The sequence below is a fragment of the Grimontia indica genome, from assembly GCF_000333895.2.
GTDB classification, from domain to species: domain Bacteria; phylum Pseudomonadota; class Gammaproteobacteria; order Enterobacterales; family Vibrionaceae; genus Enterovibrio; species Enterovibrio indicus.
The window spans coordinates 37,421-53,385 of the sequence record NZ_ANFM02000024.1 but is presented as its reverse complement, the minus strand read 5'-3'; the positions used below and the strand labels follow the sequence as shown (position 1 = coordinate 53,385).

The 15,965-nt window shown below is 52.4% G+C and carries 16 protein-coding genes; 4 read left to right on the top strand and 12 right to left on the bottom strand.

Annotated features, from left to right (window positions below; translation table 11 throughout):
- Window positions 1-11: 11 nt before the first annotated feature.
- From pqqE to pedF, 10 genes are all read right to left on the bottom strand, one after another.
- Window positions 12-1,142: a pyrroloquinoline quinone biosynthesis protein PqqE gene (gene pqqE, locus D515_RS14155; protein WP_002539467.1), complete on the bottom strand. Its 1,131-nt coding sequence runs from the start codon at window positions 1,140-1,142 to the stop codon at window positions 12-14.
- Entirely contained in the window at window positions 1,114-1,380 is a 267-nt protein-coding gene (gene pqqD, locus D515_RS14150) for a pyrroloquinoline quinone biosynthesis peptide chaperone PqqD (protein WP_002539466.1), read from the bottom strand. The genes pqqE and pqqD overlap by 29 nt, the downstream gene beginning before the upstream one ends.
- Before the next feature lie 26 nt (window positions 1,381-1,406).
- Window positions 1,407-2,165, bottom strand: coding sequence for a pyrroloquinoline-quinone synthase PqqC (gene pqqC / locus D515_RS14145; protein ID WP_002539464.1), 759 nt, complete (start codon window positions 2,163-2,165; stop codon window positions 1,407-1,409).
- A 14-nt stretch (window positions 2,166-2,179) separates the two neighbouring features.
- Window positions 2,180-3,097: a pyrroloquinoline quinone biosynthesis protein PqqB gene (gene pqqB, locus D515_RS14140; protein WP_039850125.1), complete on the bottom strand. Its 918-nt coding sequence runs from the start codon at window positions 3,095-3,097 to the stop codon at window positions 2,180-2,182.
- A gap of 102 nt (window positions 3,098-3,199) precedes the next feature.
- On the bottom strand, window positions 3,200-3,271 hold the full coding sequence (gene pqqA, locus D515_RS25345; protein ID WP_081796241.1) for a pyrroloquinoline quinone precursor peptide PqqA: 72 nt from the start codon (window positions 3,269-3,271) through the stop codon (window positions 3,200-3,202).
- 119 nt (window positions 3,272-3,390) lie between these two features.
- On the bottom strand, window positions 3,391-5,532 hold the full coding sequence (locus tag D515_RS14135; RefSeq protein ID WP_039850124.1) for a NosR/NirI family protein: 2,142 nt from the start codon (window positions 5,530-5,532) through the stop codon (window positions 3,391-3,393).
- Window positions 5,533-5,686: 154 nt separating this feature from the next.
- The gene (gene exaC, locus D515_RS14130) at window positions 5,687-7,195 is read right to left on the bottom strand and encodes an acetaldehyde dehydrogenase ExaC (RefSeq protein WP_002539459.1); all 1,509 of its coding nucleotides are present in this window, start codon (window positions 7,193-7,195) and stop codon (window positions 5,687-5,689) included.
- A gap of 304 nt (window positions 7,196-7,499) precedes the next feature.
- Window positions 7,500-9,257, bottom strand: coding sequence for a PQQ-dependent methanol/ethanol family dehydrogenase (locus tag D515_RS14125; protein ID WP_002539457.1), 1,758 nt, complete (start codon window positions 9,255-9,257; stop codon window positions 7,500-7,502).
- A 112-nt stretch (window positions 9,258-9,369) separates the two neighbouring features.
- Window positions 9,370-10,317: a substrate-binding periplasmic protein gene (locus D515_RS14120; RefSeq protein WP_002539456.1), complete on the bottom strand. Its 948-nt coding sequence runs from the start codon at window positions 10,315-10,317 to the stop codon at window positions 9,370-9,372.
- A 15-nt stretch (window positions 10,318-10,332) separates the two neighbouring features.
- Window positions 10,333-10,785: a cytochrome c-550 PedF gene (pedF, locus tag D515_RS14115; protein WP_002539454.1), complete on the bottom strand. Its 453-nt coding sequence runs from the start codon at window positions 10,783-10,785 to the stop codon at window positions 10,333-10,335.
- 191 nt (window positions 10,786-10,976) lie between these two features.
- Between pedF and D515_RS14110 the strand changes: the two genes are divergently transcribed.
- From D515_RS14110 to D515_RS14095, 4 genes are read left to right on the top strand one after another with little or no spacing between them, the layout of a single operon-like run.
- Window positions 10,977-12,164 (top strand): ABC transporter substrate-binding protein, encoded by a 1,188-nt coding sequence (locus D515_RS14110; protein ID WP_002539452.1) that lies wholly within the window; start codon window positions 10,977-10,979, stop codon window positions 12,162-12,164.
- A 41-nt stretch (window positions 12,165-12,205) separates the two neighbouring features.
- Window positions 12,206-13,183: a PQQ-dependent catabolism-associated beta-propeller protein gene (locus tag D515_RS14105; RefSeq protein ID WP_002539451.1), complete on the top strand. Its 978-nt coding sequence runs from the start codon at window positions 12,206-12,208 to the stop codon at window positions 13,181-13,183.
- 20 nt (window positions 13,184-13,203) lie between these two features.
- Window positions 13,204-13,926: an ATP-binding cassette domain-containing protein gene (locus D515_RS14100; RefSeq protein ID WP_002539450.1), complete on the top strand. Its 723-nt coding sequence runs from the start codon at window positions 13,204-13,206 to the stop codon at window positions 13,924-13,926.
- Window positions 13,923-14,717: an ABC transporter permease gene (locus D515_RS14095; protein ID WP_002539448.1), complete on the top strand. Its 795-nt coding sequence runs from the start codon at window positions 13,923-13,925 to the stop codon at window positions 14,715-14,717. The genes D515_RS14100 and D515_RS14095 overlap by 4 nt, the downstream gene beginning before the upstream one ends.
- Before the next feature lie 77 nt (window positions 14,718-14,794).
- Here D515_RS14095 and D515_RS14090 read toward each other — a convergent pair whose 3' ends face one another.
- Window positions 14,795-15,436, bottom strand: coding sequence for a TIGR04219 family outer membrane beta-barrel protein (locus D515_RS14090; RefSeq protein WP_002539446.1), 642 nt, complete (start codon window positions 15,434-15,436; stop codon window positions 14,795-14,797).
- A 142-nt stretch (window positions 15,437-15,578) separates the two neighbouring features.
- Window positions 15,579-15,845 carry an envelope stress response protein PspG gene (gene pspG, locus D515_RS14085; protein WP_002539445.1) on the bottom strand — a complete coding sequence of 89 codons (267 nt, stop codon included), beginning with the start codon at window positions 15,843-15,845 and terminating at the stop codon, window positions 15,579-15,581.
- Window positions 15,846-15,965: the final 120 nt, after the last annotated feature.

Below are 15,965 nucleotides of genomic sequence, written 5' to 3'. Positions count from 1 at the left end.
TTCATCAAACATCAAGGTTTGACGGACAGAATCATCTGGCTGTTCTTCACGGTTCTCGCCAAGGCGGCGCTGTGACAACCCTGATTGGCTTTCGCCACAGCTTCCTCAATCACATGATGATGCGGAGATTTACTGCAAACAGGATCGGCATTGGTCGGGTCTCCGGTCAGCAACATGGCCTGACAACGACAACCACCAAAGTCTTTTTCCTTCTCATTACAGCTTCGGCAAGGTTCCCGCATCCAGTCAAATCCGCGGAAGTGATTAAAGCTCTCTGATTCATTCCAAATGTAGGAAAGTGAGTGTTCCTTCACGTTTGGATGAGGCAAATCCAACATCGCCGCACTGTGGCAAGGCAGTGCTTTCCCATCCGGCGCAATGTTGAGGAAAATGTTCCCCCAACCGCTCATGCAAGGCTTGGGACGGGATTCATGGTAATCCGGCGTGACGAAGATGAATTTGGGTCCCACGCCGTTTTGACTGTCGCGAAGCGCGTTCACCTTAGCTTCGGCTTCTTCAATCTGGGATTGGGATGGCAGCAGCGCATCGCGGTTATGCAGCGCCCAGCCATAATATTGCGAGGTGGCCAGCTCAACGAAGTCCGCTTCCAGCTCAATCGCAAGCGCCATAATCGCTTCAATTGAGTCAATGTTCTGGCGGGTGATCACCACGTTCATTACCATGGGAAAACCGTTGTCTTTGACGGCTTTGAACATGTTTTTTTTGTGCTCGAAAGCGTGACGCTTCCCGGCTATCGCATCGCTTAAATCCGGGTCGGCCGACTGAAAACTGATTTGGATATGATCAAGCCCTGCTTCTTTCAGTGCGAGAATCCGCTTCTCATTGAGTCCGACCGCAGAGGTGATCAGGTTGGTGTAGTAGCCCAGCCCTTTGGCGTGGGCGACCAATTGTTCCAAATCTTTGCGCATCAAAGGTTCGCCACCGGAAAAGCCAAGCTGAACCGCACCCAGCTCCCGACCTTCTTCCAGCACGCGGAACCAGTCATCGGTAGACAACTCGTCGTCCGGATCGCCGAGATTCAGCGGGTTGGCACAATAGGCGCAATGCAGCGGGCAGCGATAGGTCAGCTCCGCCAACAGCCAGAGCGGCGGATTAACAGGCTTCGAGCCATTTTTTGTCACGGGCGACCTCCACGAACTCGTTCACATCATCAGCCAAATCCACTCCAGGAAACTTTTCTTCCAGACGTGAGATCACTGCCTCAATTGAGCTTGGTGCGTCAAACTGCATCAGAATCTCAGCGGCGCTTTCGCTCAATTTCACCATTCCTTCTGGGTAGAGCAGTACGTGGCAGTCCTGCGCTTTTTCAAACTGCATACGGAACATGCTGTTACGCTGATAGACGGTATCGCTGTTCATGTCGCCTCCCTTCTTTGTTTTAATTGTTATCTGTCGAGCGCGTGGTGCCAGACAGGTTTGTCGGTAATGCCAACATAAGGTGGACGCTCAAATTCGTATGCCATGCTGATGGCATCGAGCAGCGACCAAAGGATATCGAGTTTAAATTGCAGAATATTCAGCGCCTGAGCCTGTTGCTCAGCCGTCTGGAAATGATCGAGTGTAATGGACAAGCCGTGCTCCACATCACGGCGGGCCTGACTGAGACGCTGGCGGAAATAGGTCAGCCCCTCCGGGTCAATCCAGGCATAGTGATTTGGCCAAGAATCGAGGCGCGACTGGTGAATTTCCGGTGCGAACAGCTCGGTCAGTGATGAGCAGGCTGCCTCCTGCCAGGTGGCCCGGCGGGCAAAATTCACATACGCATCCACCGCAAAGCGTACGCCCGGCAGCACCCATTTTTCATCGAGTACTTCTTGTCTATCCAGACCAACGGATTCGGCCAAACGCAACCAGGCTTCGATTCCACCCCATTTGCAATCCAGACTCTTATGACCGTCGTGATCGAGGATGCGCTGCACCCATTCACGACGAATTTCTGGGTCACGGCAGTTCGCCATAATGGCGGCGTCCTTCACCGGAATAGAGGTCTGGTAATAAAAGCGGTTTGCTACCCAGGCGCGGATTTGCGCTTTGGTGCACTTGCCCGCATACATGGCTTGATGGAAGGGATGGTGAATGTGGTAGTACTGCCCTTTGGCGAGCAGTGCCTGTTGGAATTCATCACGTGTCATTGGCTGTGCCATGGCGCCTCCCTGAATCAAATCTCAATCGTCATGCCGTCGAAGGCAATTTCCACTCCGGCGTCCAGCACCGCCTGATGCTGCGGCGAATCAGGATCCAGAATGGGGTTGGTATTATTGATATGGATAAGCACCTTGCGCGGCTTAGTAAAGTCTTCCATCAGCGCCAACATGCCGTCGTCGCCAGAGACTGAAAGATGGCCCATTTCCGAACCCAGAGAGGTGCCAAGCCCTTCGCGGATCATTTCATCGTCCGTCCAGAGCGTGCCGTCCATCATCACGCAATCGGCATCGCGCATGGCTGCCAGCACAGCATCTTCCGGCGCGCCCAGACCGGGTGCGTAAAAGAGAGTGGCACCAGTGCGGGTATCGACAATCTTGAGGCCAATGTTGTCTCCGGGGCGCGGGCGGTTGCGGTAAGGCGAAAAAGGCGGCGCATTGGATGACAGGGAAATCGGATGGAATTCGAGATTCGGCACAGAAGGAATTCGCCAGCCTTCCTGCGAATGGATATCGACGGTACAGGTTTGGTAACCCCCTTCCCAATGCTTCATCATCGACAAAATCGGATAGCTGGTACTGAGCTCTTCTGCGACTTCAGGGGTGCAGTAAAGCTCGAGTGGTAATCCTTCGCGAAGAATGAGCAATCCGGTCGTGTGGTCAATCTGTGCATCTGTGACCACCACAGCGCTAATGGCAGAGCCTCTAGCTCCATCTGCTTTCGCGAGTTGCGGCGATGCATTGATTTGTTGACGGATATCGGGGGAAGCATTAATCACCACCCAATGTTCACCATCATCGCTCACAGCAATAGAAGATTGGGTGCGTGGCTCAGCACGACTGGTACCGTTTCGCACCGACTGGCACATACGACAATGACAATTCCACTGGGGAAATCCGCCTCCGGCGGCTGAACCTAATACAACAATTTGCATCCATTCACCTCGTCGATTGCTATCCTGTCGACAAACAGCAGGGAATTAAAAACGGGATGCACCTCTGTGAATCAGCGAAGGTGCATCCCGTTTGTCAGCTACTTAACGGTTACTGATGTAAAGGGTTACTTCAAAACCGAGTCTGAGTTCTGTGTAGCTTGGTTTCTTCCACATACTGTCGCTCCTTGTACCGATACTTCGAGGCACAACTTGCCTCCTGATTTAGCCTAAGCATAAGCGCCGGATCTACCAATCCTACTTTGTGATGATTTCTCTCATCTAAGACACTGATTTCATATCTCTGATGGGCCTTGTTGAGTGCCCACCAAAGGGTCACAGATGGCAACTGGAATCGCCTCGCCCGAGGTCCTCGTTTTACGTCTGCGTTTGCCGTATTTATCCGCCACGCAACGGGTGTTGTCATTGATGATTGCCAGGCAGGCAAAACACTGTACACACTCGTTATAATCTATCGCGCCATCTTTATGGATAGCGTTGATCCCACAGTGTTTTTCACAAAGCCGACAGGGGCTTCCACACTCTTTTCTTCGGGTCAGCCAGCTGAAGACCCTGAGCCTTCCAAGCACTGCTAAACCCGCTCCAAGAGGACACAAATACCGACAGTAAGCCTTGTGGATTTTGGCGCTGATCAGCAGCAGTAAAACCGCATAAATGACAAAGGGGGCGCTGCGCTCAAACATCAGGGTGACAGCCGTTTTAAAGGGCTCAATTTCGGCCATGGTTTCAGCTAAAGAGAGGCTGTAAAAGGACGTTCCCACCAGCACCAAAAGCACGCCATATTTCAGGTAAATCAATCGGCTATGAAGCACGTCATCGACCTTCCATTGCCGGATACGAAGCTTCTCAGCCACCGCTGCCACCAGCTCCTGCATGGCGCCAAACGGGCATAGCCAGCCACAGAAAAGTCCCCTTCCCCATAAAAAAAGGCTGATAAACACGTAACTCCAGAGAATAAACAGCATGGGATCAAGTAAAAAGACTTGGATATCAAACCCTTGCCAGAGCGATAACAGCAAAGTGTAGATGTTCACCACCGACAATTGCCCCTGGGTATAAAAGCCAATAAAAAGAACGATAAAACAGAGAGATACCAATCTTATTGGCGTCAAGTATTGGCCAAATTTGGCCAGCCTGTGCTGGAATACAAATGCCCCCGTCAGCAACACCAGATATACCGCTAACACGCTGATTTCTATCGTTCTATCCAGCCAGATACGTTGCCACAGCGGCAAAGGTTTCTCCGGAGGCTCAACCGGGGTTTGCACCGATTTGGGGAGTAAATAATCGGTGGAAACGGCGATTGTTTCCGATTCCAGAAAATTCTTTTTCACCTGAACATTGATTCCAACAGTGATCGGAAGCGAAGGATCGAAGCCACTTTGGTCTGAAAAGGTAAAAATATGGATGCGTTCGAATGGTGTCAGCGCAACGGAAAACTCAGGAGGTTGTGCATGGTACAAATCCGCATCCCGAAGGGCGAGCGGGCTGGCTTCCTGCTTCAAAGTCAGGCGCTGGGGAATGGTGCCCGCCACGAAGTCTTCCGCCACATGATGATAGCCACCGCGAGAGCCCACCAGCACTGCCACTTCACCCGGCTCCAGTGTTGCCATAACGCGGGCGTATTCCTCCTCCCCCAGCAGATTTTTTCCTATCAGCGGGGGGTTCAGAACTGCAAAGGTAAAATCCAAAAATGGCGCATCTTCGTCTGCGTTATCTTCTCTCGCCTCGGCAATTCTGCCCGGTGAGGAGTTAAGGGCAACCTCAGCTTCTTCACTCCTCATTTGCCATTGGAACAGCAGGCCTTCGCTTCGCAGTTCTTCTAGGGTTTTCGGGCGATAGCTTTCCGTATTCAAGATCGCCTGAGTCGCTGAGCCGAACCCGGAAAGCCGCGACTGCGCCACTTTCCTTGCCGCTGCGATGATGGTGTCATGCACTACCATCACTGACACGGTCGCCTTGGTAACACCATCAAAGTAGGCGATATCATCACTCGCGATACGTTGTTGGTCGCTGCCCACCAGCACCTGTTGTTTCAACGACAACCCCTGATATTGGCTGATGAAGTCAATCAGCGGCTTTTCGCCAAGGCCGTGCAGGAAAATCGGTTCGTGGTGACCGAGCAATAGCAGCCCCACAATGCGCCCTTCGGTATCAAGCCCTACACGCAGGTTAATCGTATCGCCAGAGAAACCGGGAAAGTTGGTGAGGTTATCGGTTTCAAACACATAGCCGATGGGTTGGTCGAGTTGGTAGATCTCAGTAACAGGCAGCGCGTCTTCCGAAGCTTTCATCCGGGTTGCGCTGGGAAACAATGACGCTGCTTCCTCGCTCACTTCCAGCCAAGGGGAAGCCATCGAGAGGAAGGGCAATAACATGAGAAGCAGCCACAGTATAAGGGCACTACGCCAACGCATGATACACCTTCATTCTTCGTGTGCTTGGAGAGAAAAAAACGGGGCATATGCCCCGCAAAAAGCTCTCGCCTCAGGCAGTACCGGGAGGATTGACTGCCTTCGGACAAGCGGATATCGAACAAACGGACTTAGAACAAAGAACTAGGTTCTCGACTTAGAAGAAACCCAATGGATTGATGTCGTAGCTCACCAGCAGGTTCTTGGTTTGCTGGTAATGGTCGAGCATCATCTTATGGGTTTCACGGCCGATACCGGATTTCTTGTAGCCACCGAATGCAGCATGCGCTGGGTAAAGGTGGTAACAGTTAGTCCAGACACGACCTGCTTCAATCGCGCGACCAACGCGATAAGCACGGTTGATGTCGCGGGTCCACAGACCGGCACCTAAGCCGTATTCTGTGTCGTTGGCAATGGCCAGCGCTTCCGCTTCATCTTTGAAGGTCACCACGCTCACAACCGGACCGAAGATCTCTTCCTGGAACACACGCATGTGGTTTTCGCCTTTCAGGATGGTTGGTTGGATGTAGTAACCACCACCGAAGTCAGCCGCGTCACCACCAATCAACACTTCAGCACCTTCCGCACGGCCAATGTCGAAGTAACCTTTGATTTTCTCGAACTGCTCATTAGAAGCCTGCGCACCCACCTGAGTTTCAGTATCCAGCGGGTTACCGTGTTTGATGGCTTTCGCTCGCTCAATCACTTTGGCAATAAACTCTTCGTAGATGCTTTCCTGAACCAGAAGGCGTGAAGGACAAGTACACACTTCGCCTTGGTTGAAGAACGCCAGCACACAACCTTCTACGGCTTTGCTGATGAACTCGTCTTCCTGCTGCATCACGTCTTCGAAGTAGATGTTTGGCGACTTACCGCCCAGCTCAACCGTGGATGGGATCAGGTTGTCAGCGGCGCAGCGAAGTACATGGTTACCAATCGCGGTTGAACCGGTGAAGGCAATTTTCGCAATGCGGTCTGAGGTAGCTAGTGCCTGACCGGCTTCTGGACCCATACCGTTGACGACATTCAGTACGCCCGGTGGCAGCAGATCGCCGATGATTTCCATCAATAGAAGAATGGTGGTTGGAGTTTGCTCAGCAGGTTTCAGAACAATACAGTTACCTGCAGCCAGTGCCGGCGCCAGTTTCCATGCCGCCATCAGCAGTGGGAAGTTCCATGGAATGATTTGACCGACTACACCAAGTGGCTCATGGATATGGTAGGCCACGGTATTGGAGTCAATTTCAGCCGCAGAGCCCTCTTGCGCCCTAATCGCGCCGGCGAAGTAGCGGAAATGGTCGACACAAAGCGGAATGTCAGCGGCAAGGGTTTCGCGCACTGCTTTGCCGTTTTCCCAAGTCTCTGCCACGGCCAGATATTCGAGGTTGGCTTCGATGCGGTCGGCGATTTTAAGCAGGATGTTGGCACGCTCAGTGACCGAGGTAGCACCCCAAGAGGCTTTTGCCGAGTGGGCGGCGTCCAGCGCGAGCTCGATGTCTTCTGACGTTGAGCGCGGGATTTCAGCGATGGGATCACCTGTACAAGGCGAGGTGTCCGTGAAGTACTGTCCCTTGACTGGCGGAATCCAATCACCACCGATGTAGTTTGCATAACGCGCCTTAAAGTTTACGACGGCTCCGTCGGTATTTGGTTTTGCGTAAATCATTATCCACCCCTGTTTTGGCGAAATTCCCTGTGTCTTCCCTGACGAACCGAAGATACGGAGTCAGGCGTTGTTGTAGTAACAGTATGGAATGACCACCAAATCTCTCCATCGCCCCTTGGTTGGCAAAATCTCATACTTTGGAGGGAGACAGAGAGGAGGATAATGTTGCTTTCACTTCAGTATCTGAGGATTTCCGGAAAGGAGGCCGTCACAAATTCAATACCCCGCCGGATTGTTATGCACCAAAACGCAGCAAGGCCGGAAATCATCCGGCCTTGTTGATTTTTACTTTAGTTTGAAAGCATCAGCTTTTCGGCAGCTTAAAGGTCCAGACCATGCCACCTTGGTTGAAGTCTTTGACACGTTTGGCCACATCACCGCCCCACAGCGGTACCGCACCACCCCAACCGGAAAGTACGGACACATACTGCTCACCGTCCATTTCCCAGGTCACAGGGCTACCTACGATGCCAGAGCCAGTGTTGAACTTGTAAAGCAGCTCGCCAGTCTTGTCATCGAATGCCATCAGATAACCTTCCGGGTTACCCGTGAACACCAGACCGCCTGCCGTGGTCATGACACCGCCCCACAGTGGCGCGTAGTTTTTGTATTCCCAAACGCGCTCACCGGTTTTTGGATCGTAGGCGCGCAGTGCGCCAATATACTCATCATTGAGTGTTCTGATGGTAAAGCCCGCACCTAAGTAAGCCGCACCTTTTTTGTAAGCGACAGGCTCATTCCAGATGTCCATTTTCCATTCATTAGCAGGCACATAGAACAGGCCGGTATCCGGGCTGTATGCCATTGGCATCCAGTTTTTACCGCCGAGGAAGGAAGGCACAGCTTCCACTGTTTTACCCTGCTTCTCGCCAGATGGGTTGCCCGGACGGTTGTCTTTGACATAAAGCGGACGGCCTTTGTCATCGAGCCCCGTCGCCCAGCTGATTTCATTCACAAACGGGAAGCCACGGATGAAATCACCGTTGGTGCGGTTCAGAACATAGAAGAATCCGTTACGGTCGGCCGTCGCCGCTGCTTTCACTTTCTTACCGTTTTCGGTGTAGTCGAACGCAATCAGTTCATTAACACCATCGAAGTCCCAGCCATCATGCGGCGTGGTCTGGAAGTGCCAGACAATTTTGCCGTCATCCGGGTCGATCGCGAGACGTGAAGAAGAGAATAGGTTGTCGCCCGGACGCATGTGTGAGTTCCAAGGCGCTGGGTTACCGGTGCCGAAGAATAAAAGGTCAGTGTCGGCATCATAAGTACCGCCTAGCCAAGGTGCTGCGCCGCCGCTTTTCCAGAGGTCTGCTGGCCAGGTTTTCCCCGGCGCACCGCCTGAGATCCCGTTTTCAGTTTTCTTACCGTCTTTCCAGACGTAGCCCATGTGGCCCTCGACCGTTGGACGTTCCCAGACCAACTTACCGGTTTTTGCGTCATAAGCTCTAACCTTACCAACGATACCAAACTCACCGCCTGATACACCGGTGATCACTTTGCCTTTCACCACAATGGGTGCCGCAGTAATGGAGTAGCCATCCTGATAATTATCAACGGTTTTTTTCCAGCGGGTTTTACCGGTTTTCGCATCCAGCGCCACAAGCTTGGCGTCCAAGGTACCGAAGATAACCAAATCATCGTAAAGCGCGACACCACGGTTAATCACGTCACAACAGGGCATGATGCCATCCGGCAGGCGCGCGTCGTATTGCCACAGCTCTTCGCCGGTTTTCGCATCAATCGCGAACACACGGGAATAGGAACCTGTGATGTACATAACGCCATCTTTCACCATGGGCTGGCTTTCCTGACCACGCTGTTTTTCCCCACCGAGAGAGAAGGCCCACACAGGACGGATTTCTTTGACGGTCTCACGGTTGATGGTGTCTATCGGGCTGTAGCGCTGACCACGAAGCCCAAGACCATAAGTCACCACGTCCTCTATGGTCTCCTGATCGGCGAGGATGTCTTTGTCCGTGACACCCGCGTAAACGGGCGAAGCCGTCATCGCGAGCGAGAGTGCGGCATAGAGTCCGCAACGTTTAAATGACTTCATTGTCATAGGGATACCTCATTGTTGGCTGAATGCTTGTTTCGTTTTAGTCGTGCCTGCCCTGCCCCCGCATCGCCATGAGGGAGAGTTCGGTTCGCGAGAGATAACAGGCTGTTTGGAATTACGGTGTCTGTGCGATAGCCCCTTCATCGGCGACATCGGGCTTAGGACGGAAACGTTCAGGGAGTTGGTAATCCACCCCGAATCGTTCACCCCAGCGGACAAAGTCGCCGTTGTTGATATGAACCATCACAATATCTTCCAGTGCGTAGGCCAATTGACGGTAGTTCGAATGCACAGCAATGCCGAGTTCCCATTCGCTGCGCCCCAGAAGTGGGAACGCAAGTTCGGTGAGTTGCTCGTTGGCTTGCGGCTTTTTGTTGTTGTGATGCAGCCATTCCAGCTGCGAAGCAGTGCCCATCACGATAGAGACTTCACCATCGTTGAGCGCCTGAAATGCTTCCGGTGTAGAGGGGTAAGTGCGGCTTTTTTCGCGGAAACGCCCCCCATAGGCAGTGGTAACGAAGAACTGAGGCACCGTATCCACTTCAACGCCCACCGGGTGATACATAAAACGGGCGGCAGTTTGTGGTCTGTCGAGCTTGGCCGCATCGTAAGCCATCAACCAACGCTCTTGCTGATATGGCGCGAACATATGTACCAGTTCATGCGCGGGATGACCGATATCGTCACGCTTCATAGCGAATTCGCGGTCATACGGCACCCGTAACATGACGTCGGCTTTCACCCGCTGGCCGTCTTCGCTGGTCAGATTCATCCCTTTCCAAAGGTAATTGCGCATGTCATCTTCGACCGTTTCGTCTGGCGTCATCCAGCGAAGGTCGAGTTCGACATCCAGCCCCTTAGCGAGTGCTTTAGCAAGCTCCACATCAATGCCCGCCGGATTTCCATTCTCATCCTTGAACGAGTACGGCGGGAAATCGTTGTAGACCGCAATGGCAATCACGCCACGGGCTTGAATATCGTCATAGGAAAGCGCGTGGGATGGCGCAGTCAGCGCCATGCACAGCAGCAAGCAAAGTGTCCGAATGACAGTGACCAACTTCATCCCGTCGCCCTCCTGTTAACCGTTATCCGGCGCCACAGATTCCAGCCAGGTGCGGATCGCCCACAGTGCTTCCTGGTTGAGGTGTTCGGTCATTTTCGGCATGTAAACCGCGCCGTTACGAACCGCACCATTTTGCACCCGGTAGACATACCACTCGTCACCGTCATAGTCCGGTGCAAGCATGCGTAAATCCGGCGCGATACCACCTGAAATACCTTCAAGACCATGGCATCGTGCGCAGTTCTGGTTATAGGCCGACGCGCCAAGACGCTCGATTTCCACCCTCACATCACCATCGAGTTCACGGTAAGGGTTGGTCTCAGACCACTCTTGTCCAAGCGTGGGAATGGTGGAGGTATCAATGGATTGTGGGGTGACATCGCCATGGGCAAATGCCAGTTGGGTACTCAGCACAGAAACCAGTGCCACCGCCGTGAAAATACAAATGTTGCGTTCAACCTTTTCCATGTCTCTCGACTCCTTAATTGGTCAGCGTTGGAAAAAGTGTAGGAGCGGCGAGAGTTTGGGGACATGGTACAAAAGCGGGGATATTCCTCATTCTTTGGGATGAATTTTCAGAAAATCTCGTCCTTGCTTTTGGCAAATATGCCACCGCTGCATACAGTAAAACCGTAGGCACTTACGGAGCAGCATTCGCTATGGAAAAAGCGTCAAACCACAAAGAAACAATCAATTACGCCGCCTTGTTGTGGGCAGCGCTGATGTTTTATTCCGTCTCGTCGCACGCCGCCGTGAATGTAGAAATCGGCATGTTAAGGCAGCCGATAGAAACCACGACCGCTGTTCCTGCGTACCTTGCAGAACCGGAAAATAACGGGGAAGCAGGGGCAGAGCTCTCTGTGGGCGATGCCAATGGCACCGGGAAATTTCTGGGGCAAAAGTACGTATTTCGCGCGGAAACCAATGACGATACCACTGCGCTCAATACCACCGCGAAGACTTGGTATGACGAAGGGGTGCGATACTTCCTTGCTGATCTCGACACACCTTCTCTGCAAGCGCTCCGTAAAACACTGCCAGAAGATGCGCTGCTGTTTAATATCGGTAATCAGGACGATGCATTGAGACGCGATGTTTGCCTGCCTAACACCCTGCATACCGCGCTCAGTTACACCATGCGTGCTGATGCACTGGGACAGTGGATGCGTGTACGACGCCTGAATGATGTCTTTTTGGTGTCAGGCACCACTGCCGAAGACAACGCCTTCCTGACGGCGACCAAACAAACCCTGAAGAAATTCAACCAAAAGGTCATTGAAGAAAAGGTCTGGAATTTTGATACCGACCTTCGCCGCACTGCATCGGCAGAACTTCCCCTCTTTACGCAAGCCCGTGATTACGACTTGGTCTGGGTGATTGATGAAAGCAATCTGTTCGGTCAGCACCTGCCTTACAACACCTGGTTGCCTCGCCCGGTTGTCGGCACCCACGGTTTACGTGCAGATGGCTGGCATTACGTCATCGAACAATGGGGTGCCATTCAGCTTCAGAACCGCTTTACCAAGCAATTCGACCGCCCCATGACCGCCAAAGACTACGCCGCTTGGGTGGCAGTTCGTTCCATCAATGAAGCGGTGACCGTACTCAACAAAGGCGACGTGGAAACCGTTTTGCCTTTCATCATGAGCGACAAATTCCAGCTTGCGGCCTACAAAGGCCGCAAGCTGACCTACCGGCCATGGAATGGTCAACTCCGTCAAACCGTGCCTTTGTTTGACTCGCAAGCGCTGGTGGCCAGCGCCCCATTCGAGGGTTTCCTTCATCCCAGAAATGAGCTTGATTCGCTCGGTATCGATGAAGCGCAAAGCCAGTGCCGCCAGTTTTAACTCTGTTTCATCGAACGACAGCTAACAATAAGGACATCACAATGAATTATTCGAAATCGATTCTCGCCGTGGTCTTCTCGGTGCTGTTAGCCACTCCCGCTTTGGCAAAGGAGGTGGCTTATGTGGCAAACGAAAAGGATGACACCGTCAGTGTGATAGACATGAACACAATGGAAGTGATTGACACCATTGAGGTGGGAGATCGTCCCCGCGGCGTGGAACTCAGTAAAGACGGCACCAAACTGTTTATCTGTGCCAGCGAGTCCGACACCGTACAAATTCTCGATCTTGCCACCAACACTATTGTTGGCGATCTCCCTTCTGGCGACGATCCTGAGCTCTTTGCCCTGCACCCGGATGGCAAACGCCTATACATTGCCAACGAAGACGATGCATTGATGACCGTGGTCGACATTCCAACCAGCAGCGTGGTTGCGCAAGTGGAAGTGGGTGTTGAGCCAGAAGGTGTGGCGGTGAGCCCGGATGGAAAAATCGCCATCATCACCTCTGAAACCTCCAACATGGCGCACTGGATTGATACCGAATCTAACCAGATGGTGCATAACACTTTGGTTGATGCCCGCCCGCGTTACGCCGAATTTACCCCAGACGGTGAGCAACTTTGGGTAAGCGCTGAAATTGGTGGCACGGTAGCGGTGATCGACACCGACACCAAAGAAATCATCAAGAAAATCGGCTTTGCGCCCAAAGGCGTCCACAAAGACAAAGTGCAGCCGGTCGGTGTGAAAATCACAGCAGATGGCAAAACCGCATTTGTCGCATTGGGACCAGCAAACCATGTTGCCGTGGTTAATACTGATACCTTGGAAGTGGAAGATTATCTTTTGGTGGGTCGCCGTGTATGGCAAATGGCCTTCAATGGCGAACAGGATAAATTGCTGGCGACCAATGGCGTGAGCGGCGATGTGTCGATCATTGACGTTCCGAACCGCAAAGTGGTGAAAACCGTAAAAGTCGGTCGCTATCCTTGGGGAGTGGCTGTTGGTCAAGCGGAATAAGGAGAGGTGAGACACCTGACATGATTGAAGTTTCCGGTTTGTCTCACCACTATGGTTCGCGCTGCGCCCTGAGCGATCTCTCCCTTGCGCTGGGGCGCGGCCTCCACATGCTTCTTGGCCCGAATGGTGCAGGGAAAAGCACCCTGTTTTCCTTGCTCACCCGTTTAACGCCTATCCAACAGGGCGAAATCGCTTTACTGGGAGAAACGCCATCCCGCCAGACCATGGCGAAGCTCGGCATGGTGTTCCAGCAAAGCACTCTGGACCTTGATTTGACCGTAGGGCAAAACCTCAGTTATTACGGCGCCCTGCATGGCTACAGCAAAAAACAGAGCCTCGAAAAAGCAGCGCCTCTGTTGGCGCATTTTTCCCTTACCGATCGTCTGAACGATAAAGTCCGCACCTTAAATGGCGGGCATCGGCGTCGCACAGAACTTGTCCGTTCATTAATGCATTCACCCTCTATTCTGTTGTTGGATGAGCCCACCAGCGGGCTTGATCCGAAAGCGCGGGCATCCCTTTCTGACGCAGTAAGAAGCCTTTGCGAGCAGCAGCCATTATGTGTTCTTTGGGCGACCCATTTGATTGAAGAAGTCGACGACCATGATGATGTGTTGATCCTGCATCGCGGCACCTTACGAGCACACAACAAGGCCAGTGAACTTAGAGCCTTGCACAAGCATCCGACACTTGCGAAAGTCTTCGCCACCCTGACCGCAGATAACGAGGGGGACGGCCGATGAGCTATTGGTATGCGTTTGTCGGGATTTGCTATCGCGAATGGCTGCGTTTTTTCTCCCAACGGGCAAGGTTTGCAGCCAGCCTCGTCAGGCCACTTCTGTGGCTCGTGGTGTTTGCAGCAGGTTTCAGGGCAGCGCTTGGCATTGCCATCATGGAACCCTACGCCACCTACATCAATTACGAGGAATATATCCTGCCCGGTCTTTGCGCCATGATTTTGCTGTTCAATGGCATGCAAAGCTCACTCTCGATTGTCTATGACCGGGAAATGGGAAGCATCAAGGTGCTATTGACCAGCCCACTGCCGCGCCCTTTTTTGCTGCTTTCCAAACAAATAGCCAGTGCTTTGGTGAGTGTGCTTCAGGTCGGTGCCTTTCTTGTGATCGCTGCGTTGTACGATAGACCGCTGGAGCCCATGGGTTATGTGCTGGTGATCCCCGCCCTTTTCCTTGTCGCGTTGATGCTCAGTGCACTGGGCATTGTTATCGCTTCGCGCATCAAACAACTGGAGAATTTTGCCGGGGTGATGAACTTTGTCATCTTCCCGATGTTTTTCCTTTCTTCGGCGCTGTATCCGCTTTGGAAAATGCAGGAAGCAAGTCTCTGGCTGTATGAAATCTGTCGCTTTAATCCGTTCACTTTTGGCGTGGAGCTCATCCGGTTTGCGCTGTATCAGCAATTGAATGTCACCGCCCTGCTTGTGGTCTCCGGCTGTACACTGGCGTTTGTGATTCTCGCCGTCGTGGGTTTCCAACCCGTGAAAGAACAGGACAAACCTGGCGGAAAACCGTAAGCGAACCAGCAACTTTCACGAGACTACAGACACAAAAAAACCGCGCCTTTGCGCGGTTTTTTCAACGTTTCCAGGGTTTAGAAGTTGAACTCTACGCCACCGAAGAAACCGTCGTTGTAGAACTTACCGTCGTTCGCACCGAAGTAGTTGAAGTCGTAGTCCTGAACACGGTAACCCGCTTTGAAGTTCAGGTCAGCGGCAACCAGACCCAGAGTGAACAACACACCCGCTTCTGCATCAACAGTGCTGGTGTCGTCGTAGCTACCAAAGCTGAAGGTACCAAACAGAGAAACTGGGGTTGCTGGAATGCCCAGACGCACATCAGAGTAAACCGCTGGCTGCCACTCATCGAAGCTACGACCAGTGAAGCGACCGTCGAATTTCTGCAGGTTCAGACCAATATCGAAAGAGATCAGGTCGTTATCCAGAATTTCGTAGTACGCAATCAGATCGTACTGGGTGAAGTCCACGTCAAACTTTGCAGACTCCACGCCGGTGTAACGGATTTTCGCGTTTGGCACCAGAGGAATGAAGTGTTCGAAAGCGGCGTAGTAAGAAGGCTGAACGCTTGCATCGTCGGCACGAACGTCGTTGACTTTCGCATCTGCATACCATGCATCTGCGCCAACTTTAGCCCCTAAAAGCACTGCTGCCTGTGCAGGCATTGCGAATGCACCAGCCACTGCCAGTGCAGCCAGAGAAAGGTTTAGTTTTTTCATTGAAAGGGCTCCGCCTTACATTTTTTGAGTTTATGGTTTGCGAGCACTATAGCAAAACCAAGACAAAGATTCCGCATAATCTGCCGGATTTTTATGCGAAACCTTTTGCCTTAATCATAGCCCGATTCAATGGTAGCGCCGCTTAATAACGGCGCGCTCGGTGGTAGCGACGTGAGCGTTTATAGCAGTAATCACGCGCTTGGGTGGCTGTTTTATCGCGGCCTTTGAGCAACCAGACAATCACCGCAGCCAGCAAAATCCATGGCAGCATTTTGAATACCAAGCCAATCATGCCTGCCAGTGCCATCACGATAAATCCCACCGCCATGGCAGCGACAATGCCCAGAAAGCTGATACCCGTTGCTAACAGTGCAATCGTAAAACCAACAATAAACAGAAACTCGATCATCATACCCTCCTAAGGTCAGTGACTCTTTCTTGTTTGTATTAGGTATTGCACGAAGCAGGCCAACTTTATCAATTCCTTTTAAAACAAACAGATAAAGAAAAAGCGCCGCAGTTTGACTGC

Excerpts from the sequence above, each read along its gene's own strand:
- D515_RS14095 (WP_002539448.1), top strand. The coding sequence starts at position 13,923 with ATGAGCTATTGGTATGCGTTTGTCGGGATTTGCTATCGCGAATGGCTG.
- D515_RS14110 (WP_002539452.1), top strand. The coding sequence starts at position 10,977 with ATGGAAAAAGCGTCAAACCACAAAGAAACAATCAATTACGCCGCCTTG.
- pspG (WP_002539445.1), bottom strand. The coding sequence starts at position 15,845 with ATGATCGAGTTTCTGTTTATTGTTGGTTTTACGATTGCACTGTTAGCA.
- D515_RS14120 (WP_002539456.1), bottom strand. The coding sequence starts at position 10,317 with ATGAAGTTGGTCACTGTCATTCGGACACTTTGCTTGCTGCTGTGCATG.
- pedF (WP_002539454.1), bottom strand. The coding sequence starts at position 10,785 with ATGGAAAAGGTTGAACGCAACATTTGTATTTTCACGGCGGTGGCACTG.
- D515_RS14125 (WP_002539457.1), bottom strand. The coding sequence starts at position 9,257 with ATGACAATGAAGTCATTTAAACGTTGCGGACTCTATGCCGCACTCTCG.
- D515_RS14090 (WP_002539446.1), bottom strand. The coding sequence starts at position 15,436 with ATGAAAAAACTAAACCTTTCTCTGGCTGCACTGGCAGTGGCTGGTGCA.
- D515_RS14135 (WP_039850124.1), bottom strand. The coding sequence starts at position 5,532 with ATGCGTTGGCGTAGTGCCCTTATACTGTGGCTGCTTCTCATGTTATTG.
- D515_RS14100 (WP_002539450.1), top strand. The coding sequence starts at position 13,204 with ATGATTGAAGTTTCCGGTTTGTCTCACCACTATGGTTCGCGCTGCGCC.
- pqqC (WP_002539464.1), bottom strand. The coding sequence starts at position 2,165 with ATGGCACAGCCAATGACACGTGATGAATTCCAACAGGCACTGCTCGCC.
- pqqD (WP_002539466.1), bottom strand. The coding sequence starts at position 1,380 with ATGAACAGCGATACCGTCTATCAGCGTAACAGCATGTTCCGTATGCAG.
- pqqB (WP_039850125.1), bottom strand. The coding sequence starts at position 3,097 with ATGCAAATTGTTGTATTAGGTTCAGCCGCCGGAGGCGGATTTCCCCAG.
- exaC (WP_002539459.1), bottom strand. The coding sequence starts at position 7,195 with ATGATTTACGCAAAACCAAATACCGACGGAGCCGTCGTAAACTTTAAG.
- D515_RS14105 (WP_002539451.1), top strand. The coding sequence starts at position 12,206 with ATGAATTATTCGAAATCGATTCTCGCCGTGGTCTTCTCGGTGCTGTTA.